Raw genomic sequence first — 23,783 nt, 5'->3', positions numbered from 1 at the left:
TCGCACGGTCGGGTGGGACTTCCCTCCGAAACTTTTCGCCCGCCGCTCACTTCTGCCACAACTGTCGGAAATGCCGTGGCGATCGTGGCCGTCCGGCCGTGGTGTGCCTCCGGGTACGGTCGGGCACCACCCCTTCGCCCCTCCGCCCCTCCGCCTCGTCGCCGGCCACCGGGTGGCGGGTGGCGCGGTGGGCGGCGGAGGGCCGCCGGTGCGCTCCCGTCAGACGGTGTGAAGGGTGTTCCGGGCCAGCTCGAACGCAGGCAGCATCGCCCGGTGCTCCTCGTCGTCCATGCCCCCGAGGTGCAGGACGACCGGCCCCCGGTCCGTGGTGACGGCGAGGGCGTTCTCCTTCTTCGCCTCGTCCGGTAGCCCGCCGGTGTGCAGGTACGCGACCTCCACACCGGCGAGGCCGCCGGAGGTGAACCTCCGGTACGTCGCCCCGCTCGTGCCCTTCTCGGCGTCCACGAAGGCCTCCAGCACGCCGCGGGCGTCGGCCCTGCCGGGCTTGCCCGTCCACACGCGCAGGAAGCCGATGTTCCCGGCGGGCTTCGCGTCGATCTCGCACGCCAGGGTGACCGGGCCCTGGCGCAGCAGTTCCTCCAGGTCCTCGGCCTGGACGTCCGCCGGGGGCGGTACCTCGACGGCCTTCGCCCTCCATCCGCGGGCGATGTCGAACACGACGGGAAGCGGGCAGGGCGAGCCGGCGGCGCCCACGCTTCCGCCGCTCGGGGCGGCCGTCCCGGAGGTCGCCGTTGCCGTTGCCGTTGCCGACGCCGCCGCCGACGACGGGGACGCGGCCACGTCCGCGTCTCCTCCGCCCGACTGCCCACACCCGGTCAGCGCACCCGCCAGCATCAGCACGGGGGCCGCAGCGCGCCACCCCGCCCCGGTCCTACCCCGCATGGTCCGTTCTCCCCTCGTGATCAGCCGGGCGGCCACGGTATCCGAGCGCGTGAGACGTGCCGCCCCCGGGTGCACCGGGGGCCGGCATACGTCCGGGACGCCTCCGTGCCGGGTCGGTCGTGCAGGGGGAACGGTCATGCCGGGCCCGGAGGCCGGCGGCCCTCTTGCAGGACCGCGCGAAACCCAACCGTGAGAGTCCTTCCGCGGCCCGGGACGGGTTGCCGGCAGGCCCGGCAGCCGTGATCCGGCGTGACCCGCAAGAACACCGGTGTCCCTTCAGGGGCTGCCGTGCCCCGGGACGTCTGCCGGCCGCGGGCGTGCGACTGGCCCACCCGTCGGCTTGACCAGCAACTTGTCCGCCTTCGGGGGCGCCGTGCCGAGGTGCGCGGGCGTGTCGGGGTGCCCGGCGGTGCGGGTCCTCCGAGTCGTCCGCAGCGTCTCCGGCGACCGTGCGGGTGTGGCCGACGGCATGGTCCCGAACCCGGGGGAGCGACTACCGTTCCGGGGGTTCCCCGCCCCCGGCAGCGACTCGGACGACCCGGCAGTGCACGCAGACCTCTCCCCGATCATCGCGGCGACCGCCCAGTGGCTGACCCGTGCCTACCCGGCGTGCGGCGGCGCGCTCTCCGCCGTGCTGTGCGAGGTCCAGGCCCGGCAGGCAGTGACGGTCGCCGCCTGGCTGCGCCACCCCACCTCGATGGACGTGGCCCTGGTCGGCATCTCCGGACCCGGCGGTGCGGCGCGCCTCGACCGGATCACGGGCGCGGGCTCCGCCGCAGACGCCGACGGGCAGGAGTGGCGCACGTGGGTGGACGAGGCCGTCGCGAGCTGGGCGGCCTGCCTGCTCGCCGACCCGGACCTCGCCCGGCGGGCCGTCGCCGCGCTCGCCGGTGGCGACCACACGGCCGGCACCGCCGTCCACTTCCGCCGCCTGCTGGCCCCCGACGAGACCGACCGGCGTGCGGCGGCCCTCCTGCGCCACCCCGACCTGCTCGCCCCGGTGGCGGGTCTCCACCGCGACCAGCTCCTGAGCCGCCTCGCCCCGGGCCAGGGCCTGACGGCCTGACGACCACCGTCGACCGGGACCCCGCCGATCCGGCCCGCGAAGGGGCCCTCGCACCGCCGCAACCAGCACCTCCCGGCCTCCGCCACGCCGGCCGGCGTCGCCCCGTCGAAGGAACCTCCCGCCCGCACCGTTTCACCGCGCGCCGACGGGTGACGCATCTGTAAGGCGCGGCGCCGGACCGTCCGGGGGGTCCGGCATGCGCGCCCGGCGCGGCGGCGGAGGAGAGGAGCCCTCGTGGTACCCGAGGCGACGGGGGAGCCCGGCCGGCAGCGGTGGAAGGCCCTGTGGGTGACGCTGGTGACCGGGTTCATGAGCCTGCTCGACGTGACGATCGTCGCCGTGGCCCTGCCCACCCTCCAGCACGACCTGCACGCCTCCGTGGCCTCGGTGCAGTGGGTCGTCTCCGGCTACGCCCTGGCGTTCGCCCTGGCCCTGGTGCCGGCCGGGCGCCTCGGCGACGCGATGGGCAGGCGCCGCATCTTCCTGTGGGCGCTCGGAGGCTTCGTGGCGTGCAGCGCTGCAGCCGGGGCCGCCGCCACCATCCTGCTGCTCGTCCTCGCCCGGATCGCGCAGGGCGTGGCAGCGGGCTGCCTCGCCCCGCAGAACTCCGCGCTGATCCAGCAGATGTTCCGCGGTGCCGAGCGCGGCCGTGCCTTCGGCCTCTTCGGCGCCACGGTCGGCGTGTCCGCGGCCGTCGGCCCCGTCACCGGGGGCCTCATCCTGACCCTGGCGTCCGGCGCGGACGGCTGGCGCTGGATCTTCTACGTCAATGTGCCGGTCGGCCTGGCCGCCCTGTTCCTGGGCATACGGTTCCTGCCGCGGGTGGCGCCCGGCCGGGGCCGGCGTCTCGACCTGACCGGTGTGGCCCTGCTCGGGGCAGGGGTCCTGGCCCTCATGCTGCCGCTGGTGTTCGCCGAGGCCGGAGGAGTGCGCCGGATGTGGTGGCTGTTCCCGGCGGGCGCCGCCCTGCTGGCCGGCTTCACCCGCTGGGAGCGCCGCGTCACCGCGCGCGGCGGGCAGCCCCTGCTCGACCCGCGCCTGGCCACCAGCACCCGCGGATACATGCCCGGGGCCGTGCTCGCCACGCTGTACTTCGTCGGTTTCAGCGGGGTGTGGCTGGTCTTCGCGCTGTTCTTCCAGAACGGCCTCGGCTACTCGCCCCTGCAGTCCGGGCTGGCGGTGACGCCGTTCGCGATCGGCTCGGCGACGGCGGCCGTGGTGTCGGGCCGGTTCGTGGAGCGGCTGGGCCGGCTGCTGACGGTGTGCGGGCTGGTGGCGGTGATGGCCGGGCTGGGGGCCGCGTCCCTGCTCCTGAGGTTCGCCCCCACCGGGACGGTGGTCTGGTTCGCGCTGCCCGCCCTGCTCGTCGCCGGCCTGGGCAGCGGATGTGTCGTCTCCCCGAACATCACGATGACCCTGCGGGATGTCCCGGTCCACATGGCGGGGGCGGCGGGCGGCGCCCTGCAGACCGGCCAGCGGCTGGGCGGCGCGATCGGCACGGCGCTGCTGCCGGGCCTGTTCTACCTGGTGCTGAACGCCACCGGCGACGACTACCCGGCCGCCGCGTCCCTCGCCGTGGGCGCCGCTCCCGCCGCGATGTTCGCCGCCGTCGCCGTCGCCGTCGCGGACTGGCGGCGCGACCGGCAGGACGACGGCGGGTCCGGTCCCGGGGACCGGCCGCACCGCCACACGCACGCCGGCCGGTGTTGACCGGGGGCGCGCGGCCGAGGGCAGCCCGTCCACCACGGCTTCCCAGCGGCCGCGGGCGCAACCGGGGACCGGGCTCGGCCCCCGGTCCCCGGCGGCACGTACGGAGAGCCGGCCGGAGGCCGTCCCGGGGGTGGCCGGACACGACGGCCCGGCAACTCGGGGGTCCCGGAAGGCCCCCCTTCCGGCCCTGTCCGGCACGCCCGCGCGCGGGAAGACTGCGAAGCTGGTGGGGAAGGAGTTCATGGCCTGGCGCACACGGGTGGTGAACATGGTGGCGGAGAGCGACCGACCCCAGCACGATCCTGCCGACACCGACGTCGACCCGGTGGGCGACCCGTTCCTGCGGACGCGGTTCACCCCACCGGCGCGACCCGGCACGTTCCTGCGGCGCGAACGGCTGGTCAAGCACCTCGACGAGGGGCTGCTGACCCCGCTGACGATGGTCAACGGCGCCGCCGGCGCGGGCAAGACCCTGCTGGTCGCCGACTGGGCAGCCGAACTGGCGCAGCCGGTCGCCTGGCTCACCCTCGACCCGGCGATCCGGCGGCCCGGCATGTTCTGGGCCCACCTGCTGCAGGCCCTGCGGACCAGCGGCATGCCCCTGCCCGCCGACATCGGCTTCCCCACCGACGCCGGTCAGGTGCCCCCCACGCTGCTGCACCAGCTCGCCGCACGGCTGAGCAGCGACGACAACCCCGCGACCGTGGTGCTCGACGAGTACGACCACACCGTGTGCGAGGTCTCGGAACAGGTGGAGTTCGTTCTCCACCATGCCGCCCCCGGACTCCGCCTCATCCTCCTCACCCGAACCGAGCCGCTGCTGCCGCTGCACCGGTACCGGACGGCCGGTGAGGTGACCGAGATCCGGGACGCCGAACTGGCCTTCACCTCCGAGGAGGCGGTGACCCTGCTGGACCTGCACGGGCTGCGCCTGCCCGGGCGGGCCGCCCGGGACCTGGTGGAACGCACCAGGGGCTGGGCGGCCGGGCTGCGACTGTGCGCTCTGGCGGCCGGGCAGGACCCGGACCCCGAGCGGTACCTCGGAGAGTTCGAGGCGGGCCACAGCGTGGTCGCCGACTATCTGCTGGCCGAGGTGCTCAAGCGGCAGCCGCCGCAGACCCAGGACCTGTTGCTGCGTGCCAGCGTGCTGGACGGCTTCCGGGCCGAACTCGCCGACGCCCTCACGGGCCGGACCGATGCGGCGCCGCTCCTCGCCGGGCTGCACCGACAGAACGCGTTCGTCGAGGACCTCGGCCACGGCTGGTACCGTCTCCACCCGCTGTTCCGCGAGATCCTCCGCGCTCACCTGCGGGAGCGGACACCCGGTCTGGAACCCGAACTGCACCGGCGCGCCGCGCGGTGGCTGCGGCGGTCCGGCCCGCTCCCGGAGATGCTGGCCCACGGCGCCGCAGCGGGGGACTGGGAGTTCACCGCCCGGGCCGTCGTCGACGACCTGGCCGTCGGGCAGTTGTTCACCGGGCTGCGCTCCGAGGACCGGACCGACCCGTTCGCCGGCATGGAACCCGGCGCGGGCTGCGCCGCGACGGACCTCGTCCGCGCGGCCCGCGACCTGTCCCACCTCGACCTCGAACGGGGTCTGGCCCGCCTGCACGGTGCCGAGGAGCAGCTCACCGCCGACGACTCCGGTCCTGCCGCACGGCTGAGCTGCGCGCTGCTCCAGACCCTGGCGGCCCGGCTGACCGGGGACCCCGACCGTGCGGAACGGGCCGCCCGGGCGGCCCGCGAGCTCCAGCGCGAGGTTCCCGCCCACCTCCTCGACCAGCACCCCGAGCTTCCCGCCCTGCTGCTGACGCACCTGGGGTCGACGCGCGTGTGGAGCGGGCGCTTCGACGAGGCGCGCGCCGTCCTCACCGAGGTGGCCGCAGGACAGGGAGGTGCCGCCACGGCCGTGCCCCGGCAGGAGGCGCTGGCCCATCTGGCGCTGATCGACCACCTCATGGGCTGGCCGGGCCGGGCGGAGCGGAACGCCCTCGCGGCGACGGCCGAGACCGAGCGTCACCACCTGCCTCCGTCCCCGGGCGCCGGACTCGCCCGGCTGGTCCTGGCCGCGGTGGCTCTTGAGAGGGACGAACCGGCCCAGGCACAGGCCCTCCTCGACCGGACGCCCGAGCCGGCGGCGCAGGACCCGGTCACGGCAGCGTTCCGGGCGATCGTGCGGGCCCGGCTGCTGCCGGCCCGGGGCAGGGCACGGGCCGCGCCGGCGGCCGCCGGGCCGGCTGCGCGGACCGTCACCGCCTCACCCTGGGCGGCCGGTCACGCCGCGCTGACCGCCTCGGCCGCCCACCTGGCGGAGGGCCGTCCGGACGCCGCCGCCGAGGTGCTGCGGGAGGCGGCGCAGGAACTGCCGGAGTGCGCGGTGGGCCTGGCACGGGCCCGCCTGGCGGCAGGAGACCGGCCCCGGGCCCTCGACGCGCTCGACGGTGTCACCGCCGAGGAACGTGTCGGCCCCGCGGTGCGCGTCCGCGCGACGCTGCTGCGGGCACAGATCGCGAACGCGGAGACGGACGCGGCCGCCACGCGCCGGCTGCTCGCCCGTGCCCTCGTGGACGCACGGCGCGAGCGGCTGCGCCGGCCCTTTCTGGAAGCGGGGCCGTGGCTCGGCGGCTACCTGGCGACGGCACCGCTGCAGCGCCTGAGCGGCGGCTGGTTCACGCCGGGGCCCGCGGCGCCCGGAGAGTCGCCCGGCCGGCAGCCCGAGCCCGTGGCCCTGCCGGTGGAGCAGCTGAGCGACCGCGAGCGCGACGTCCTGACGCGGCTCGCCCAGATGATGTCGACCGAGGAGATCGCCGGCGACCTGTTCGTCTCGGTGAACACGGTGAAGACCCACCTCAAGAACGTCTACCGCAAGCTGGGAGTGAACCGCCGTCACGACGCCGTGCGGCGCGCACGCGAGCTGCGCCTGCTGTGACCGCCCGCGGCTGCCGGGCACACGGCGACCTCCGGGATCGTGTGACGAAGCGATCGGCGTCGGCCGGAGTGCCAGAGGTGTCGCGGCCCCCCGGCCGCGCCGGCACGGTGCGCGTACCCGCCCCTCGGCCGTGCGTCCCGGCGCCTCGCGCGACCCCGTCGACGCCGGTCGAGCGTGGAGTCACCGCCGGCGCCCTCGGCCCCGGCTCACCTTCGCCGGGTGAGGCCCGGCACCCCGCTCGGGCGGGACGATGCAGGGTGAGGCCCGGCAGAGCCCGGTGGGCCGGCCGTCGGCCGTCGGCGGGAGAGCAGCACATGCGCTACGAGATCCGCGTCGCGGGACACATGTCGGAGACGCTGGCCAAGGCGTTCCCGGAGCTTCGCCATGTCCTGATCCACGAGCAGACCCTGCTCTACGGTCCCGTCGCCGACGAGGGGCACCTGTACGGGCTGCTGGCGCGCTTCCAGTCGCTGGGCCTGCGGGTGGTGGAGATGCGGCAGCTGCCCGACTGACCGTACCGGTGGGCCGTCACTGTTCGGCCGCGTGGACCCGGCCCGATCGGGCGGCTCCGGCCAGTGCCCGGAAATCCTGCTCGTTCAGGTCCGCGTAGGCCTGAGCGAAGTCGCCGAGCGCCCGGTCGAAGCGGTCGCCGCCGCCCAGGTAGGCCGCGATGGCGACGGGGTCGCCGGAGCGGGCGTGGGCCCGGGCCAGGCTCGCCCCGCACAGCTGCCCGAACAGCGCCAGCAGGCCCGCGTCCATGGTCTCCGGGCGGGCGATGCCCTTCCAGTCGCGCAGTTGGCGCACGTAGAAGTCCCGGCCGCGCCCGTCGAGGCCCACCACATGGGTCCAGCCCAGGAAGATGTCGCTGGTGGTCTGGATCAGCCGCTGTCCCTCCACCACCCGGCGGCCCTGGTTGTCGAAGGGGGCGCCACCGGTGTGCGCCGCCAGCACCGACTCCTGCGCCTCCTTGGCCTGGAGCAGCAGGGGGTCGTCGACGTCCCTGCCGAGCATGAGCAGGATCCAGCAGCGTGTGCCGACGCTGCCGACCCCGACCACCTTGCGGGCCATGTCCACCAGGTGGAAGTGGTGCAGCAGGTGCCTGCGTTCGGACGACAGGGTCCGCGCATACCGCTCCAGCACGGTCCTGAGCTCCCTCTCCTGGTCGTCGTGGGACGTGTCGGCCAGCAGGTCGCGCAGGGGGGTGATCAGCGGGGGATCCGGTGTGATCCGCCGTCCCTCGGGCGTGGCCCGGGTCAGCTTGGCGAAGGCCTGCAGTCCGGTGCGCGTCCGGGCCCGGGACGACGCCCGGGCGGCGCGGCGCCTGGCCTCCTTGCTGATCGACGACCTCTGCAGCTCACGTATCCGGTCCATGTCGTCCTGCGCGTACCACACGTCCAGCGTGCGCATCCCGGCGAGCTTCCGCATACGCGCCCGGTAGGCCCCCACGCATGCCCGTACGGCGTCGTCCTGCTCCCCGACGGAGAATCCGTTGGCCCGGCCCGCGATCGCGAAGCTGGCGGCGAGCCGTTTGACGTCCCATTCGAAGGGGCCGGCCAGGGTCTCGTCGAAGTCGTTGATGTCGAACACGAGGTGCCGTTCGGGGGAGGCCAGCAGCCGGAAGTTCAACAGGTGGGCGTCTCCGCAGAGCTGTACCGTCAGCCCGGTGTCCGGCAGCCGCCCCAGGTCCGCCGCCATGATCGCGGCAGCGCCCCGGTAGAACCGGAACGGGGATTCGAGCATGCGTCCGTAGCGGATCGGGACCAGTTCCGGCACGCGGGTGGCCGACTGGCGTTCGACCACGTCGACCGGGTCGAACCGGTCCGTGCCCGGCGCGAACCGGCCGTGCGCGGAACGGGGGACGCGTTGACGGGCGCTCCTGCCGTACGCGGCCCGCTCGGCCGGGGACAGCGAGGTCGTCGGGGTGGTCGGTGTCGTCATGGTCGAGCCTCCGCATCCCGGCCGTCGCCGGGTTCCGGCGGCTGCCTTCCCTGCCGCCGCAGCCCCGTCTGCACGGCGTGCGTGAGGATCCGGGCGGCGACTCCGGCGAGGATCAGTCCGCCGGTCATCTGCAGCATCGTCAGTACCCGCCCCGTCTGGGAGCGGGCGGTGATGTCACCGAACCCGACGGTGGCGAACGTGGTCAGCGTGTAGTAGAGCGCGTCGGTCCGGGTCAGCGGTTCGCTGAAGGTGTCCGGCGCGGAGCGGTCCAGCAGGTGGTAGGCGCTGGCGAAGAGGATCAGGTACAGCGCCACGGTGACCGCCAGGGCCTCGACGGCCTGGAGCCGTGGGTGGGACGAGCGGACGATGGTCCGCACCTCCCAGACGAAGACGGTGGTGACGGCGAGCAGTCCGCACACCAGCCCCGCGATGCTCCCGCCCGTGAGGCCCCCGTCGAGGGGCAGCAGGTAGTAGGCGGTGACGAGGCCGACCGTGAAGAGGCCGGGTCGCGTCAGCGCCACGGCCGCCGCCAGCCGGCCGGAACGGTCGGCCGTGTCCGGCCGGGAGCCTTCTTCCCCGGTGCCCTCCGCACGGGATGCCGGATCGGTCATGGCGTGGCACGTCCTCCCTCCGCGTCCGGCGGACCCTGCCCAGTCCAGCCCACCGTTCCCGCCCGTCCGGCGGATCACCCGCCACGGGTGACCCGCCGCGCGGCGTCGCGCGGGACGCTGACCGGGTGTGGGCCCGGTGGACCGTCGCGACGGTGGTCCGGCCGGTGGCCGTCCGCAGCCCGGAGGTGGAGCCATGACCGTGTCCCGTGGTCCGGGGCAGCGCACCGGACCCGAAGCCGAGGGCGGCGGGGCGGAGGCCACCCCGGACACCGGCCCCGAACAGCAGTTGGCCCGGCTCGGCGGCTCGTGGACCTGGCTGCTGGGCTCGGCGCTGGCCACGCTGGTGCCGGGCGTCATCGTGCTGGCCTGGCCGGACGAGACCCTGCACGTCCTGGCGGTGCTCATCGGGCTGTACCTGCTCGTGACGGGCGCCTTCCGGTTCGTCTCCGCCTTCGCCCGGGAGCACGGCGAGCGCGCCACGGCGGTGCTGGTCGCGGTGCTGTACGTGGTGGCCGGTGTGCTGTGCCTGCGCCACCCCCTGCAGACGATCGCCGTGCTCTCCCTGATCGTCGGCGTCCTCTGGCTGGTGACGGGCATGCTGACCGCCTACACGGCCGTCGCCGCGAAGGACCTGCCGCACCGCGGCATCCTGATGGGCGCCGCGGTCCTGGGCATCGTCGCCGGGATCGTGGTGCTGGCCCTGCCCCTCGAGTCGGCGTTCGCCCTGACCCGGTTGCTCGGCCTGTGGCTGGTGCTGCTCGGACTGGTGGAGCTGGTCGTCGCCCTCGTCTGGCGTGCGGCACTGCGCCGCGCCGATCCCGGCTCGCCGCCCGGCACGCCCAGGGCGGTGTGAGGCACACACCCGGCACCGGCCCCGGCCGCACGGCCCCTGCTCGCACCGGGTGCGGGCGAGGGCGGCCGGGATCGGCACCCCCGGTCGGCGCGGCCCCGGCGCCCCGACCGCAGGACCGGACCCCGTGCGGGTCCGGCACCCTCGGCGCACGGGTCCGCAGACCTTACGCCCCACCGCCCTGGCAGCGCGCGGCGCCGGTGGCCTCCGCCCCCCGGGGCGGAAACCTCACCCACCCGGGGTGAAGCGCTCCGGCGCGGTTGTGCGCACCCTGAAGGCAGTCGGGACTCGCACTCGGGCACCCACCCGGGACGGAGATGCGAAATGAGCACACAGATGTACCTCGCCTACGACTACCCCCTGCTGAGCATGTTCTGGACCATGCTCTGGTTCTTCGTGTGGATCATGTGGTTCATCCTGCTCTTCCGGGTCGTCCTGGACATCTTCCGGGACGACGAACTGGGCGGCTGGGGCAAGGCAGGCTGGCTGGTCTTCGTCATCGTGCTGCCGTTCCTCGGCGTGTTCGTCTACCTCATCGCCCGGGGCAGGAACATGGGCGGCCGCGAGGTGGCTCACGCACGCGCGCAGCAGGAGGCGTTCGACCGCTACGTCCGTGACACGGCGGGCGGCGGCGGCAGCGTCGACGAACTCGCGCGGCTGTCCGAGTTGCGCAACCGCGGGGACATCTCGGAGGAGGAGTTCCGCCGAGCCAAGGACCTCGTGCTCGGCAACGCCGGTCCGTCGGCCGGGGGTGGGGCCGCGGCCGGCACCGGAACCTGACCGGCGGCGAGGAAACCAGGGACGGGGGAGAGGGGCAGCGCGCCGTACCCGGCGCGCTGTCCTTGTGTTCGATACCAGACGTCGGGCGTGGTGGGCGCCGACCTCGTCCGGCAACTGGTAGGAAATTCCTCTGCCAGTGCAGGTACGGACCAGCTCCCCCACCCCCACCGCACCCGGAGTCCCCGTGACGCATCAACGCCGCACGACGTCACCGCGCCCGGACGCCTCGCGCCGAACGGCCCTCGCCCTGCTCGCGGTCGTGGCCTGCGCCCCGATGGCCGGCACGGGCCGGGCCCTGGCCGCACCGGCCCCCGGAGCACCCGGGCTCGACGACCCGGCGAAGAAGGAGATCGCCATACAACTCGTGTCGAGCGCGGAGAACTCCTCGCTCGACTGGAAGGCCCAGTACCGGTACATCGAGGACATCGGCGACGGCCGCGGCTACACCGCCGGCATCATCGGCTTCTGCTCCGGCACCGGCGACATGCTCGACCTCGTCGGGCTCTACACCGACCGGGCCCCCGGCAACCCGCTCGCCGCGTACCTCCCCGCGCTCCGACGCGTCGACGGCACCGACTCGCACCAGGGCCTCGACCCCGGCTTCCCCGGCGACTGGCGCAGGGCAGCCCTCGACGGGCGGTTCCGGCGTGCCCAGAACGACGAGCGCGACCGGGTCTACTTCGATCCCGCCGTCCGGCAGGGCAGGGCCGACGGACTCGGCGTGCTCGGCCAGTTCGCGTACTACGACGCCTTCGTCGTGCACGGCGGCGGAGGTGACCGCACCGGCTTCCGCAGCATCCGCCGCCGGGCCCTGACCCACGCCCGAACCCCGGCCGGAGGTGGCGACGAGGTGACCTACCTCGACGCCTTCCTCGACGCACGGGTGTGGGCGATGAAGCAGGAGGAGGCCCACCGCGACACCAGCCGCGTCGACACCGCGCAACGGCTCTTCCTCCACGAGGGGAATCTCCGCCTCGATCCGCCGCTGGACTGGCGGGTGTACGGCGACAGCTACCACATCGGCTGACCCCCGCAGAACCCGCGGTGGCAGCCCCTCGCGGGCACGCAGGGCACACGTCGCCGTCGTCGTCCTGACCACCTACGCCGACCAGCCCCTCGCGGGCACGCAGGGCACACCCCGGGCGAGGCGGGCGACGCCGAGCCCCGCGACGTCCGCCCCGCGCCGACGGGGCGATCCCCCGGCACCACACCGCATCCCCGGTGCGGCCGGCCCACGGGGTGCCTGCCCTGGGGCGACCGCGCCCGCGCACCGTCTCACCGAGGACCGTGGCGAGCGGGCCCGCCGGCGCCCAGACGCCCGCGGCCGGCGGGTGAGCAGGCCGAAAGTGGCCCGGCTCACATGGCGTGTCGCAGGTGTCGCCGACACCATGGTGTGCGTCACCGGCAGGCTGAAGGGGTCGTACATGTTCCGCAAGGTGCTGGTCGCCAACCGCGGTGAGATCGCGATTCGCGCGTTCCGAGCCGGCTATGAGCTGGGCGCGCGAACCGTCGCCGTGTTCCCGCACGAGGACCGCAACTCGCTGCACCGGCTGAAAGCCGATGAGGCCTACGAAATCGGCCTGCCCGGACATCCCGTGCGGGCCTACCTCTCCGTCGAGGAGATCGTCCGTGCCGCCCGGCGCGCGGGAGCCGACGCCGTCTATCCCGGCTACGGGTTCCTCTCCGAGAACCCCGAGCTGGCGCGCGCCTGCGAGGAGGAGGGCATCACCTTCGTCGGGCCCGGCGCGGACATCCTGGAGCTGACCGGGAACAAGGCCCGCGCCGTGGCCGCCGCCCGGGAGGCGGGCGTCCCCGTGCTCGGCTCGTCCGAGCCCTCCACCGACGTGGACCAGCTCGTCCGCGCCGCCGACGGCATCGGCTTCCCCGTGTTCGTCAAGGCCGTCGCGGGCGGTGGCGGTCGCGGCATGCGCCGCGTCGAGGACCCCGCCCAGCTGCGCGAGGCCATCGAGGCGGCCTCCCGTGAGGCGGCGTCCGCCTTCGGTGACCCGACGGTCTTCCTGGAGAAGGCCGTGGTCGAGCCCCGCCACATCGAGGTGCAGATCCTCGCCGACGGGCAGGGCGACGTCATCCACCTGTTCGAGCGGGACTGCTCGGTGCAGCGCCGCCACCAGAAGGTCATCGAACTGGCACCGGCCCCGAACCTCGACCCGGACCTGCGCGACCGCATCTGCGCCGACGCCGTGCGCTTCGCCCGCCGGATCGGCTACCGCAACGCGGGCACCGTCGAGTTCCTGCTGGACCGCGACGGCAACCACGTCTTCATCGAGATGAACCCGCGGATCCAGGTCGAGCACACCGTGACCGAAGAGGTCACCGATGTCGACCTCGTCCAGGCACAACTGCGCATCGCCGCCGGCGAGACGCTCACCGACCTCGGTCTCTCCCAGGACAGCGTCCGCCTGCGCGGCGCCGCACTGCAGTGCCGCATCACCACCGAGGACCCGGCCAACGGCTTCCGCCCGGACACCGGGCGCATCAGCGCCTACCGCTCGCCCGGCGGCTCCGGCATCCGCCTGGACGGCGGCACCACCCACGCGGGCACCGAGATCAGCGCCCACTTCGACTCCATGCTGGTCAAACTGACCTGCCGGGGCCGCGACTTCACCACCGCGGTCAACCGCGCCCGGCGCGCGGTCGCCGAGTTCCGCATCCGGGGTGTGGCCACCAACATCCCCTTCCTCCAGGCCGTCCTGGACGACCCGGACTTCCAGGCCGGACGGGTCACCACCTCGTTCATCGAGCATCGCCCCCACCTCCTGACGGCCCGTCACTCCGCCGACCGGGGAACCAAGCTGCTCACCTTCCTCGCCGACGTCACGGTGAACAAGCCGCACGGCGAACGGCCCGAGCTGATCGACCCGCTGACCAAGCTGCCGCCGCTGCCCGCCGGGGACGTGCCCGCGGGCTCCCGGCAGCGCCTCGCCGAACTCGGCCCGGAGGGCTTCGCCCGTTGGCTGCGCGAGTCGCCCACGATCGGCGTCACCGACACCACCTTCCGCGACGCCCACCAGTCGCTGCTCGCGACCCGCGTGCGCACCAAGGACATGCTGGCCGTCGCCCCTGTCGTCGCCCGCACCCTGCCGCAGCTGCTGTCCCTGGAGTGCTGGGGCGGCGCCACCTACGACGTCGCCCTGCGGTTCCTCGCCGAGGACCCGTGGGAACGCCTGGCCGCCCTGCGTGAGGCGGCCCCCAACATCTGCCTCCAGATGCTGCTGCGCGGACGCAACACCGTCGGCTACACGCCGTATCCCACGGAGGTCACCGACGCCTTCGTGCACGAGGCCGCCGCCACCGGCATCGACATCTTCCGCATCTTCGACGCCCTCAACGACGTCGACCAGATGCGGCCCGCCATCGAGGCCGTACGGGAGACCGGCACCGCCGTCGCCGAGGTGGCCCTGTGCTACACCTCCGACCTGTCCGACCCGTCCGAACAGCTCTACACCCTCGACTACTACCTGCGCCTGGCCGAGCGGATCGTCGACGCCGGCGCCCACGTCCTGGCCGTGAAGGACATGGCGGGTCTGCTGCGCGCCCCGGCCGCCGCGACCCTGGTCTCGGCGCTGCGCCGCGAGTTCGACCTGCCCGTCCATCTGCACACCCACGACACCGCCGGCGGTCAGCTCGCCACCTATCTGGCCGCCGTCCAGGCCGGCGCCGACGCGGTCGACGGCGCGGTCGCGTCGATGGCCGGCACCACCTCGCAGCCGTCGCTGTCGGCGCTCGTGGCCGCCACCGACCACTCCGCCCGGCCCACCGGCCTCGACCTGCAGGCCGTCGGTGACCTGGAGCCGTACTGGGAGAGCGTGCGCAAGGTCTACGCCCCCTTCGAGGCCGGCCTTGCCTCGCCCACCGGGCGGGTCTACCACCACGAGATCCCCGGCGGACAGCTCTCCAACCTGCGCACCCAGGCCATCGCGCTGGGCCTGGGCGACCGGTTCGAGGAGATCGAGGCGATGTACGCGGCCGCCGACCGCATGCTGGGCCGCCTGGTCAAGGTCACGCCGTCCTCCAAGGTCGTCGGCGACCTGGCCCTGCACCTGGTCGGCGCGGGCGTGGCACCCGAGGACTTCGAGGCGGAGCCGGGCCGCTTCGACATCCCGGACTCCGTCATCGGCTTCCTCCGCGGCGAACTGGGCACCCCGCCCGGCGGCTGGCCGGAGCCGTTCCGCACGCGGGCGCTGCGGGGCAGGGCCGAGGGGAAGGCGGTGCCGGAGCTGACCGACGAGGACCGCGAGGGGCTGGAGAAGGAGCGGCGGTCGACGCTCAACCGGCTGCTTTTCCCCGGACCGACACGCGAGTTCGACACGCACCGGCAGGCCTACGGCGACACCAGCGTGCTGGACAGCAAGGACTTCTTCTTCGGGCTGCGCCCGGGCAAGGAGTACACCGTCGACCTGGAGCCCGGTGTCCGGCTGCTGATCGACCTGCAGGCCATCGGCGAGGCCGACGAGCGCGGTATGCGGACCGTGATGTCCACCCTCAACGGCCAGCTGCGGCCCATCCAGGTCCGCGACCGCGCCGCGGCCTCCGACATCCCGGCCACCGAGAAGGCCGACCGGGCCGACCCCAACCACGTCGCCGCCCCGTTCGCCGGCGTGGTCACCCTCGCGGTCGCCGAGGGCGACCAGGTCGACGCCGGTGCCACGGTGGCCACCATCGAGGCGATGAAGATGGAGGCCACCATCACGGCCCCGAAGGCCGGCACGGTGTCCCGGCTCGCCATCAGCCGTATCCAGCAGGTGGAGGGCGGCGACCTGCTCGTCCAGCTCGCCTGAATCCGACCCGGAACCGGTGCACCGCCCGAGCCCGCTCAGGGGCCGGGCGGTGCACCTCGTTCACCGTCGGCGAGCGGACCCGCACCGCCCGAAGCGGGGCCGTGCCCGGGCAGGCGGCGCCGGGCTCACCGCGACGCGTTTGCGGAACCCGGCGGCGTGCCGGGTCCCGGAAGCGGCGCGCCCATGCCGGAACCGGCCGGACCCGGAGCGGGCGGCCCGTACGCCGGGACGCCCGCAACCGCCGGCCACGCGGCCCGCCGCACGTCGGGCACCGCGGTCCCGGGGACGGCGGGGCTCGTCGCGCGGAGGCGGCGGCGCCGGGCCCACCACAGGACGGCGGCGGCGTACAGCAGCACCGTCGGGATGTCGACGGCCGCTTCCGCCCAGCCCATGTCGGCGGCTGTCCCGTCCGGCTCCAGCGCCCCGGCGATCGCGGCGGCGATGCCCATGCCGGCCAGGTTGTTGACCAGATGAAGGGCGATACCCGCCTCCAGCCCGCCCGTCCGTACCGCGAGAACGCCCGGGGGCTGCCCGCCCCGGGATCGGTGCCGGGCGTGCGCCGTCGCCCCTGCCCCGGCCGGACCGTTTCAGCCGGGCGGTGCCGACAGGTGGATCAGGATCCCGCACACCTCGTCCACGATCTCCCGGGCCTCCGGCTCGTCCGCGCAGTCGCCCAGTTCGCGCGCGGCTCCTCCGATGACGGTGGTCAGTACGCTCACCCGGACCCGACCGGCGCGTCGCCGCTCGTCCACCTCCAGCAGCCGGGCGTTGCGCCGCACCCACGCGCGGTCCCACTGGCGGCGCAGCGCGTCGAAGCCCGCGGGGCCGTCGTCCTCCAGCAGGAGTCTGCCGAGCCTCCGGTTGTCCCAGGCACCCTCCAGGTACGCCCTGGCTCCCGCCATGAAGAGGGCGATCGGGTCGTCCACACCGCGACCGCGCTCGGCGGCCAGCGTGGCCGCGGTCCGGCGCTCCTGCTCCTCCCGGAACTCCTCCCAGAGGGCGAGGTAGAGACCTCGCTTTCCGCCGTAGTGCTGGAAGAGGCTGCCCACCGGGATGCCGGAGCGCGCCGCGATCTCGGTGAGGCCGGCGTCGGTGTAACCGCGCTCGGCGAACACCTCCAGCGCGGCGTCCAGCAGCACACGCCGGACCGTTCCGTTCTGCGCCGCCTGCTCCTCCGGCAGGCCTGTGGCCCCCTGCCCGCCCGGCAGCCGACGCGCCGCCCCGCTCCCGGCGGACTCCACGACGCCGCTCACCGGCCATCACCACCTTCCCCGGCCCCGTCGCGGATGGCGAGGGCGACCAGTAGTTCCAGGAGGTCGGCGATCCGGCGCGGATTGCGGCCGGTGCGTTCCTCGATCCGGCGCAGCCGGTAGTGGGCTGTGTTGTGGTGCACCCGCAGCCGTTCGGCGGCCAGCCGGAGATTGAGATCCGCCTCCGCGAAGGCCCGTACGGTGGCGGCCAGTGTGTCACCACGCCTGCGGTCCTCCTCCAGCAGGACGCGTACGCGGGGATCGACCAGCTGACGGGCGAGGTCGTCGGCACGCAGCGCCAGGTAGTCGAACGGCGACAGCCGCGGCAGCGCCGCCACCCCGCCCCCGCTCGGCACCAGGTCGAGAGCCGCCCGCGCCTCCTCGTACGCGCGCGGCAGCTCCAGCGCGCCCCGGGCGACCGTGCTGATGCCCATGCAGAGCATGGTGCCCTTTCGCGCGAGCCGCTCCTGCACGGCCTCGAAGTGGGCGCACACGTCGTCCGCGTCCATACCGGCCCTGAGCACGGGTACGGCCACCACCTCGCCGTGACGCACGACCACCAGGGTCCGGCCCGCCCAGGGCCCGGCGACACTCATCGACGCGCTCGTGGCGTACCCGCTCTCGGCCGAGGCGTGATCCCCCGAGCACGTGTCGGCGACGCAGACGGCCACGACCGCCATCATCGGCGAACGCGGTCCGATGCCGTACGCCTGTGCCGCCGCGAACAGCAGACCGCGCGACGGTGCCGTCCCGGCCAGGAGCTGGTCCAGGAGATCCCGCCGCTCCCGGTCCGCGTCCGCCACCACGTGCTGCTGGTACTCGACGTAGGCCTGCGCGGCATGGGTGCTGGCGTAGTCGACGTACCGCATCAGCGGGGTGACGAGGGACAGCGCGGCCTGCTGGGCCTCGGCGGACGTGCCCGCGCAGTCCAGCATCGCGTCCCACATGACCTGCCGGCCGACCCGGAAGGCACTGATCCAGTCCTCCAGGGCGAATCCCGCGCGGGCCCGGCGCATGGCCGCCGCCCGGCTGAAGACCAGGTCTTCGGCAGCCATCTCGCGGTCCCCGGCCAACGCCGCCAGCTGCATCCGGTAGTGCTCCAGCACCTGCTCCCGCACCTCGTCGAAGAAGCGCTCGTCCTGCAGCGCGTACGACGGGATCTCCGCGCGCATCACCTCGACGGCGGTCTCCGCCACCTCCTCCACCCGGTCGTGGACGGCGTGCAGGATCCGCCGCCGCTCCCGGCGGAGCGGTTCGGAGAGCGAGGGAGGGCCGAGGGCAGGACCGCTGGGCATGCCGCCGATCGTCGCCGCCGGCCTCGTGCTCCGTCAACAGGCCCGGCGTGAGACATCTCCCGGGACCTGTGCGCGGCGCACAGTTCGGCGGCGGGCAAGTTGGGTGCTCACACCCAATGTGCGGCCGGAACGCCCCCACCTACTGTGACGCTCGCCCACCCCCCCCAGCACGTCGGAAGGGGCGTCATTCATGCTCGCGGTCGACGGTATCACCGTGCGTTTCGGCGGCATCACGGCACTGGACGGTGTCGCGTTCACCGTCGAGCCGGGCACCGCCGTGGGGCTCATCGGGCCCAACGGCGCCGGCAAGACCACCCTGTTCAACTGCCTCACCAGGCGCTGCGTCCCCGACGGAGGAGACGTGCGGTTCGAGGGGGAGGACCTGCTGGCCCTCCCCCCGCACGCCGTGGCCGGGCGAGGCATCGCCCGCACCTTTCAGAACCTGGGCCTGTTCCCGCAGCTCACGGTCAGGGAGAACGTCATGGTCGGCGCGCACACCCGCGGGCGCACCGGGCACCTGGCCGCGGCGCTGCGGCTGCCGCGCGTGAGGCGGGAGGAGAGGGAGCTGCGTGCGCAGGCCGACGACCTGCTGCTGCGGCTCGGCCTGGCGGAGGTGGCCGACCACCCCGCCTCGGGGCTGCCGTTCGGCACGCTCAAACGCGTCGAACTGGCGCGGGCGCTCGCGGTACGGCCCCGGCTGCTCCTGCTCGACGAACCCGTCAACGGGCTCAGCCACGGCGAGGTCGGTGAGTTCGCGGACCTGGTCCGGTCGGTGCGCCAGGAGTTCGACCTCACGCTCGTCGTGGTCGAACACCACATGGGATTCGTGATGGACCTGTGCGACAAGGTGGTCTGCCTCGACTTCGGCCGGAAGATCGCCGACGGCTCGCCCGAGGAGATCCAGCGCGATCCGGCGGTCGTCGAGGCGTACCTGGGGGTGGCTGCATGAGCGAGCAGCCCTCCACCCGGGGCCGGGCACCTGCCGAGGAGGCCTTCCTGAACGTATCCGGCCTGCACGCCGGATACGGCCAGGCACGTGTGCTGCAGGGCCTCGACTTCTCCGTCGCCCGCGGTGAGGTGTGCGCGATCCTGGGGCCCAACGGCGCGGGCAAGACCACGACGCTGCGGGCCCTGTGCGGCATGGTCCGCGGCCGCGGCTCGGTCACCCTGGACGGCACCGAGCTGCTGGGCCGCTCGCCCGAACAGGCCGCCAGGCTCGGCGTGGCGCACGTCCCCGAGGGCCGGGGCACCTTCAACGACCTGACCGTCGAGGAGAACCTGCGCGTCGGCGCCCACCTGCGCACCGGCCTCCGGAGACGGGGCCGCGCCGGACGTGCGGCCGTGGCGGCCGACCTGGAGCGCGTCCACGGCTACTTCCCGGTACTGCGCCGGCGGTCGCGCCAGGCCGCCGGCAGCCTCAGTGGCGGGGAGCAGCAGATGCTCGCCATCGGCAGGGCGCTGATGCTGCGGCCCGCGCTGCTGCTCCTGGACGAGCCGTCCCTCGGGCTCGCGCCGCTGGTCACCCGTGAGCTGTTCGAGATCGTCCGTGCCGTCAACGAGGAGGAGCGCACCACCGTGGTCGTCGTCGAGCAGAACGCCCAGCTGGCGCTGGACATAGCGCACCGGGCCCACGTACTGGAGGCCGGCCGCCTGGTGCTGTCCGGACCGGCCGCACAGATCCGTGAGGACGGCCAGGTCGCCGAGGTGTACCTGGGCGTGTCCGTCCGCTCCCGGAAGGCCGGGTGAGCGCCGTGACCGAACTGTTGCAGCAAGTGGTGGAAGGACTGGGCTCCGGTGCGGTGTACGCCAGCCTGGCGCTGGCCCTGGTGCTGATTCACCGGTTCACCGGGATCGTCAACTTCGCGCAGGGCGAGCTGGCCATGCTCTCGACGTACGTCGCCTGGCAGTTGGTGGCGTCCGGGATGCCGTTCTGGCTGGCGCTGCCGGTCACCCTCGCGGTCTCCTTCGCGGGCGGCATGCTGGTCGAGCGGATCGTCATCCGGCCCGTGCGGGGCGCGCCCGAGCTGACGGTGGTCATCGTCACGGTCGGCCTCTTCATCTTCGTCAACGCGCTGGCCGGCCTGATCTGGTCGTTCACCGTGAAGGACTTCCCGCAGCCGTTCCCCGACGGCGGGATCGACCTGGCCGGGGTGCGCCTGGACGGGGCGACGCTCGGGATCCTCGGCGTGGTGGCCCTCGTGATGGGCCTGCTGTACCTGCTGTTCCAGCACACCTCCATCGGGCTGGTGATGCGGGCCGTGGCCTGCAACCCCGCCTCCGCCCGGCTGTCGGGCATCCGGGTGGGCCGGGTGCTGATGCTCGGCTGGGGGCTGGCCGCGACGGTCGGCGCGGTGTCGGGGGTGCTCGTCGCCCCGGTGCTGTTCCTGGAGCCCAACATGATGGGCGGGGTGCTGATCTACGCGTTCGCCGCGGCCACCCTCGGTGGTTTCGACAGCCCGGTCGGCGCGGTCGTCGGCGGCGTGGTCGTGGGCGTCGCCGAGACGTTGACCGGTGCGTACGTGGACGTGATCGGTGCCGATCTGAAGGTGGGCGTCCCTCTGATGATCATTCTGGCGGTGCTGCTGGTGCGGCCCCAGGGCCTGTTCGGACGGGCGGCGGTGGAGCGCGCATGAACGACGTCACCACGGTACTCGGCACCGGCCGCGTCCGGCCGCTGCGGGCCGCGCTCACCGTGCTCCTCGCGGCCGCCGCCGTCGCCGCACCCTTCTACTTCGCCCCCTTCCAGGTCTTCCAACTCACCATGGTGCTGCTCTACGCGGTGGCGCTGGCCGGCCTGAACCTGCTGGTCGGCTTCGGCGGGCAGATCTCGCTCGGGCACGGCGCGTTCTTCGCGGCGGGGGCCTACACGACGGCGGTCATGCTCGACCGGTACGACACCGGCCACCCGGCCACGCTGCCGGTCGCGGCCGCCGGATGCTTCCTGCTGGGCCTCGGGTTCGGAGTGCCGGCCCTACGGCTGCGCGGGCTGTACCTCGCCCTGGTCACCCTTTCGTTCGCGGTGTTCCTGCCGCCCTTGCTCAAGCGGCTCGAACCGGTGACGGGCGGATCCATGGGCCTGACCGTGGACAAGCTGCAGCCGCCCGTGTGGAGCGGGCTGGCAGAGGACCAGTGGACGTACTTCGTCGTCCTCGCCGTCGCCGCGGCGGCCCTGCTGCTCGCCCGGAACCTGCTGCGTTCCCGGGTCGGCCGGGCGCTGCGCGCGGTGCGGGACAACGAGGGCGCCGCCGAGGTCATGGGCGTGCGGCTGTCGCTGCACAAGACCCTCGCCTTCGCGTGGAGCGCGATGTTCGCCGGGGTCGCCGGGTGCCTGTACACCTGGGTGATCGGCTTCGTCTCGCCCGACTCCTTCAGCTTCGTCCTGTCCATCACCCTGCTGGCCGGCCTGGTGGTCGGAGGGCTCGCCTCGCTGTACGGCCCCCTGCTGGGCGCGGCGTTCGTGATGTACGTGCCGAGCGTCTCCCAGGACCTGAGCGAGGCGGCACCGGGAGTGGTGTTCGGCCTGCTGATCATCACGGTGATGTTCGTGGCCCCGACGGGACTGGCCGGTCTGCCGGGCCGTGTCCTGGGTGCCGTCGCCCGTCGTCCGCCCCGCCCCACCGCCACCCTGGACCGGACGCCCGAGGCCGCGTCCGCACCCGATGCCGAACCGGGGTCGCCGGCGGAATCCGGACCCTCCCCGACTCCCGACCCTGCGGACCCCGCGGTTGCCGACCCCGCAGCCGCCGACGCCGAACCCGTGGGCGCACCGCCCCGCACGACGGAAAAGGAATGAAACACATGCGCAAGACGACCGCTCTGCGGGCAGCCGCAGCCGTGACAGCCGCCCTGCTCACCGCAACCGCGTGCAGCAGCCGGCGAGGGCAGGACGCCCAGGACACCGCCGCCGACGGTGCGTGCAAGGGCCAGCAGACCACCGGCATCACCGACACGACCGTCAAGCTGGGCGGCATCTACCCCCTGTCGGGACCCGCCTCCGCGTACGGCACGATCAGCAAGGGCGTGGCCGCCTACTTCAAGTACGTCAACGAGCAGGGCGGCATAGACGGCCGCAAGGTGGAGTTCGTCGTCCGCGACGACGGCTACCAACCGCCCAAGGCGGTCGAGGAGGCCCGCAGACTCGTCGAGCAGGAGAAGGTCTTCGCCGTGTTCCAGACCCTGGGCACTCCCTCCACGGCGGCCGTGTGGGACTACCTCGGCAAGCAGAAGGTGCCGCAGCCCTTCGTCGCCACCGGCGCCTCCGTCTGGGGCACCGACGACCAGCATCCCTGGACCATCGGGTGGCAGCCCAACTACGTGGCCGAGGCCCGGGTGTACGCCAAGTACCTCAAGGACGAGCGGCCCAACGCCAGGGTGGCGGTCCTCTACCAGAACGACGACTTCGGCAAGGACCTGCTCGGCGGGTTCAAGAAGGCCGTCGCGGGCAGTGGCATCCAGGTGGTCGCCGAGGAGAGCTACGAGGTCACCGACCCCTCCGTGTCGGCCCAGATGACGAACCTCGCCCGCTCCGGGGCGGACGTGCTGCTGGACGTCACCACCCCCAAGTTCGGCAGCCAGGCCCTCGCCGCCGACGCCAAGAACACCAAGTGGAACCCGCTGCACATCGTGAACAACGTGGCCGCGTCCGCCGCCGTGCTCCGGCCCGTCGGGTTCGAGAACGTGCAGGGCGTAGTCTCGGCGACCTACTTCAAGGACCCCGCCGACCCGCAGTGGGCGAACGACCCCGAGATGAAGGCCTACCGCGACGCCCTGCACAAGTACGCCCCCGACGCCGACCCGGCCAACCAGTTCAACGCCTACGGCTGGGCCGTCGCCTCCAGCCTCCACAAGGCCCTGGACACGATGAAGTGCCCGACCAGGGAAGGGCTGCGGGACGCGGTGCGCAACCTCAAGGACGTGAAGGTGGGACTGCTGCTGCCCGGTGTCACCCTGTCCACGGGCCCCGGCGACGCCTTCCCGATCGAGACGATGCAGCTGATGCGGTTCAAGGGCGAGCGGTGGCAGGTGTTCGGGGAGCCGGTGGACACCCGCAAGGAGTTCGGCCCGCTCACGAAGTGAGCCGGCGGGGCGGACCGTCGCCCACGTGCTCAGACGGAGTTCAGCAAACCGTCGACCACCAGACCGCCGACGTTGACCACCATCGCGTCGAGCACGCCGAGTTCACGGAGGGGCTCGGCGACCATGGCCGAGGATTGGCCGCGATCCGTGGCGTCACCGACCACGGGCAGGCCACGGGTGCCCTCCTCGCCGACCAGGGCGGCGGTGGCCGCGGCGGCGGAGGAGGGGGGAGACGCCGGCGCAGGTCACCGATGCTCCCGCGCGGGTTTCCCGCGCGGGAGCATCCCGCGCGGGTTTCGCGCGCGGCTCTTGCATGTCCATGTCGTAAGGACCGGCTGCGCCGCTTCGAGGAGCCGACCGGCACCGGCCTGGACGCCCCGGACACCGTGGTGGAGCCCAGCTGGGCCCCGGCAGCACGCGGGCCGCCACGCGGCAGGGGAGGCTGCGCTCCCACCGGGCGTGACCGGTCGAGCGGCGGCGAACGGAACAGCGGCGGCTGCGACGCCGGAGCCGACAAGGCGATCAGCCCGTGTGAAAGGGCGCCGAGCGCCGACGCGGCCCTGCGGCGGCCGGGGC

General features: G+C 73.8%; 19 protein-coding genes. 13 read left to right on the top strand and 6 right to left on the bottom strand.

Features of this window, described 5'->3' with window-relative positions:
* Positions 1-219: 219 nt before the first annotated feature.
* A complete protein-coding gene (locus tag I3F54_RS13690; RefSeq protein WP_374205923.1) occupies positions 220-801 on the bottom strand; it encodes a lipoprotein in 582 nt (193 codons plus the stop codon).
* A gap of 646 nt (positions 802-1,447) precedes the next feature.
* Between I3F54_RS13690 and I3F54_RS13685 the strand changes: the two genes are divergently transcribed.
* The 4 genes from I3F54_RS13685 to I3F54_RS13670 all read left to right on the top strand — a co-directional run bounded on the left by I3F54_RS13685 (position 1,448) and on the right by I3F54_RS13670 (position 7,120).
* Complete coding sequence (locus I3F54_RS13685; protein ID WP_240119022.1) at positions 1,448-1,969, top strand: hypothetical protein; 522 nt, start codon at positions 1,448-1,450, stop codon at positions 1,967-1,969.
* Positions 1,970-2,203: 234 nt separating this feature from the next.
* Complete coding sequence (locus I3F54_RS13680; RefSeq protein ID WP_240118990.1) at positions 2,204-3,679, top strand: MFS transporter; 1,476 nt, start codon at positions 2,204-2,206, stop codon at positions 3,677-3,679.
* 241 nt (positions 3,680-3,920) lie between these two features.
* On the top strand, positions 3,921-6,608 hold the full coding sequence (locus tag I3F54_RS13675; protein ID WP_374205922.1) for a LuxR C-terminal-related transcriptional regulator: 2,688 nt from the start codon (positions 3,921-3,923) through the stop codon (positions 6,606-6,608).
* A 314-nt stretch (positions 6,609-6,922) separates the two neighbouring features.
* Positions 6,923-7,120 carry a hypothetical protein gene (locus I3F54_RS13670; RefSeq protein WP_205384868.1) on the top strand — a complete coding sequence of 66 codons (198 nt, stop codon included), beginning with the start codon at positions 6,923-6,925 and terminating at the stop codon, positions 7,118-7,120.
* Positions 7,121-7,136: 16 nt separating this feature from the next.
* On the opposite strand, the gene I3F54_RS13665 is transcribed toward I3F54_RS13670, so the two are convergent.
* Both I3F54_RS13665 and I3F54_RS13660 read right to left on the bottom strand, forming a co-directional pair.
* On the bottom strand, positions 7,137-8,546 hold the full coding sequence (locus tag I3F54_RS13665) for a DUF2252 domain-containing protein (RefSeq protein ID WP_240118989.1): 1,410 nt from the start codon (positions 8,544-8,546) through the stop codon (positions 7,137-7,139).
* Complete coding sequence (locus tag I3F54_RS13660) at positions 8,543-9,157, bottom strand: potassium channel family protein (RefSeq protein WP_240118988.1); 615 nt, start codon at positions 9,155-9,157, stop codon at positions 8,543-8,545. Before I3F54_RS13660 ends, I3F54_RS13665 begins: the two co-directional genes overlap by 4 nt.
* Before the next feature lie 193 nt (positions 9,158-9,350).
* Between I3F54_RS13660 and I3F54_RS13655 the strand changes: the two genes are divergently transcribed.
* The 4 genes from I3F54_RS13655 (at position 9,351) to I3F54_RS13640 (ending at position 15,586) form a co-directional block, all read left to right on the top strand.
* On the top strand, positions 9,351-10,010 hold the full coding sequence (locus tag I3F54_RS13655; protein ID WP_240118987.1) for an HdeD family acid-resistance protein: 660 nt from the start codon (positions 9,351-9,353) through the stop codon (positions 10,008-10,010).
* A gap of 321 nt (positions 10,011-10,331) precedes the next feature.
* Entirely contained in the window at positions 10,332-10,787 is a 456-nt protein-coding gene (locus tag I3F54_RS13650; RefSeq protein ID WP_240118986.1) for an SHOCT domain-containing protein, read from the top strand.
* Between the two features lie 274 nt (positions 10,788-11,061).
* Positions 11,062-11,814 (top strand): chitosanase, encoded by a 753-nt coding sequence (locus I3F54_RS13645; RefSeq protein WP_240119020.1) that lies wholly within the window; start codon positions 11,062-11,064, stop codon positions 11,812-11,814.
* A 397-nt stretch (positions 11,815-12,211) separates the two neighbouring features.
* The gene (locus I3F54_RS13640; protein WP_240119019.1) at positions 12,212-15,586 is read left to right on the top strand and encodes a pyruvate carboxylase; all 3,375 of its coding nucleotides are present in this window, start codon (positions 12,212-12,214) and stop codon (positions 15,584-15,586) included.
* 125 nt (positions 15,587-15,711) lie between these two features.
* On the opposite strand, the gene I3F54_RS13635 is transcribed toward I3F54_RS13640, so the two are convergent.
* The 3 genes from I3F54_RS13635 to I3F54_RS13625 all read right to left on the bottom strand — a co-directional run bounded on the left by I3F54_RS13635 (position 15,712) and on the right by I3F54_RS13625 (position 18,131).
* Positions 15,712-16,035 carry a hypothetical protein gene (locus tag I3F54_RS13635; protein ID WP_240118985.1) on the bottom strand — a complete coding sequence of 108 codons (324 nt, stop codon included), beginning with the start codon at positions 16,033-16,035 and terminating at the stop codon, positions 15,712-15,714.
* 138 nt (positions 16,036-16,173) lie between these two features.
* Complete coding sequence (locus I3F54_RS13630) at positions 16,174-16,839, bottom strand: TetR/AcrR family transcriptional regulator (RefSeq protein WP_240118984.1); 666 nt, start codon at positions 16,837-16,839, stop codon at positions 16,174-16,176.
* Complete coding sequence (locus I3F54_RS13625) at positions 16,836-18,131, bottom strand: CdaR family transcriptional regulator (protein ID WP_240118983.1); 1,296 nt, start codon at positions 18,129-18,131, stop codon at positions 16,836-16,838. The genes I3F54_RS13630 and I3F54_RS13625 overlap by 4 nt, the downstream gene beginning before the upstream one ends.
* 190 nt (positions 18,132-18,321) lie before the next feature.
* Here I3F54_RS13625 and I3F54_RS13620 point away from each other — a divergent pair, with 190 nt between their 5' ends.
* The 5 genes from I3F54_RS13620 to I3F54_RS13600 are packed head-to-tail and all read left to right on the top strand — an operon-like array spanning position 18,322 to position 23,207.
* A complete protein-coding gene (locus I3F54_RS13620) occupies positions 18,322-19,080 on the top strand; it encodes an ABC transporter ATP-binding protein (RefSeq protein WP_240118982.1) in 759 nt (252 codons plus the stop codon).
* Positions 19,077-19,877: an ABC transporter ATP-binding protein gene (locus I3F54_RS13615; RefSeq protein WP_240118981.1), complete on the top strand. Its 801-nt coding sequence runs from the start codon at positions 19,077-19,079 to the stop codon at positions 19,875-19,877. The genes I3F54_RS13620 and I3F54_RS13615 overlap by 4 nt, the downstream gene beginning before the upstream one ends.
* Positions 19,878-19,882: 5 nt before the next feature.
* On the top strand, positions 19,883-20,764 hold the full coding sequence (locus I3F54_RS13610) for a branched-chain amino acid ABC transporter permease (protein ID WP_240118980.1): 882 nt from the start codon (positions 19,883-19,885) through the stop codon (positions 20,762-20,764).
* The gene (locus I3F54_RS13605; RefSeq protein WP_240118979.1) at positions 20,761-21,924 is read left to right on the top strand and encodes a branched-chain amino acid ABC transporter permease; all 1,164 of its coding nucleotides are present in this window, start codon (positions 20,761-20,763) and stop codon (positions 21,922-21,924) included. The genes I3F54_RS13610 and I3F54_RS13605 overlap by 4 nt, the downstream gene beginning before the upstream one ends.
* Before the next feature lie 5 nt (positions 21,925-21,929).
* Positions 21,930-23,207, top strand: a complete 1,278-nt coding sequence (locus I3F54_RS13600; protein ID WP_240118978.1) for an ABC transporter substrate-binding protein — start codon at positions 21,930-21,932, stop codon at positions 23,205-23,207.
* The last annotated feature ends 576 nt before the right edge of the window (positions 23,208-23,783 follow it).

The organism is Streptomyces sp. MUM 2J (assembly GCF_022414535.1).
Taxonomy (GTDB): Bacteria; Actinomycetota; Actinomycetes; order Streptomycetales; family Streptomycetaceae; genus Streptomyces.
The sequence above is the reverse complement of the archived record's forward strand: the minus strand, read 5'-3'. Positions and strand labels throughout refer to the sequence as shown.

What these genes read in the sequence shown, in the direction of transcription:
- I3F54_RS13635 (WP_240118985.1), bottom strand. Translation starts at nt 16,035, where the DNA reads ATGGGCATCGCCGCCGCGATCGCCGGGGCGCTGGAGCCGGACGGGACA.
- I3F54_RS13655 (WP_240118987.1), top strand. Translation starts at nt 9,351, where the DNA reads ATGACCGTGTCCCGTGGTCCGGGGCAGCGCACCGGACCCGAAGCCGAG.
- I3F54_RS13650 (WP_240118986.1), top strand. Translation starts at nt 10,332, where the DNA reads ATGAGCACACAGATGTACCTCGCCTACGACTACCCCCTGCTGAGCATG.
- I3F54_RS13625 (WP_240118983.1), bottom strand. Translation starts at nt 18,131, where the DNA reads ATGCCCAGCGGTCCTGCCCTCGGCCCTCCCTCGCTCTCCGAACCGCTC.
- I3F54_RS13640 (WP_240119019.1), top strand. Translation starts at nt 12,212, where the DNA reads ATGTTCCGCAAGGTGCTGGTCGCCAACCGCGGTGAGATCGCGATTCGC.
- I3F54_RS13605 (WP_240118979.1), top strand. Translation starts at nt 20,761, where the DNA reads ATGAACGACGTCACCACGGTACTCGGCACCGGCCGCGTCCGGCCGCTG.
- I3F54_RS13645 (WP_240119020.1), top strand. Translation starts at nt 11,062, where the DNA reads ATGGCCGGCACGGGCCGGGCCCTGGCCGCACCGGCCCCCGGAGCACCC.
- I3F54_RS13665 (WP_240118989.1), bottom strand. Translation starts at nt 8,546, where the DNA reads ATGACGACACCGACCACCCCGACGACCTCGCTGTCCCCGGCCGAGCGG.
- I3F54_RS13615 (WP_240118981.1), top strand. Translation starts at nt 19,077, where the DNA reads ATGAGCGAGCAGCCCTCCACCCGGGGCCGGGCACCTGCCGAGGAGGCC.
- I3F54_RS13620 (WP_240118982.1), top strand. Translation starts at nt 18,322, where the DNA reads ATGCTCGCGGTCGACGGTATCACCGTGCGTTTCGGCGGCATCACGGCA.
- I3F54_RS13675 (WP_374205922.1), top strand. Translation starts at nt 3,921, where the DNA reads ATGGCCTGGCGCACACGGGTGGTGAACATGGTGGCGGAGAGCGACCGA.
- I3F54_RS13670 (WP_205384868.1), top strand. Translation starts at nt 6,923, where the DNA reads ATGCGCTACGAGATCCGCGTCGCGGGACACATGTCGGAGACGCTGGCC.
- I3F54_RS13600 (WP_240118978.1), top strand. Translation starts at nt 21,930, where the DNA reads ATGCGCAAGACGACCGCTCTGCGGGCAGCCGCAGCCGTGACAGCCGCC.
- I3F54_RS13660 (WP_240118988.1), bottom strand. Translation starts at nt 9,157, where the DNA reads ATGACCGATCCGGCATCCCGTGCGGAGGGCACCGGGGAAGAAGGCTCC.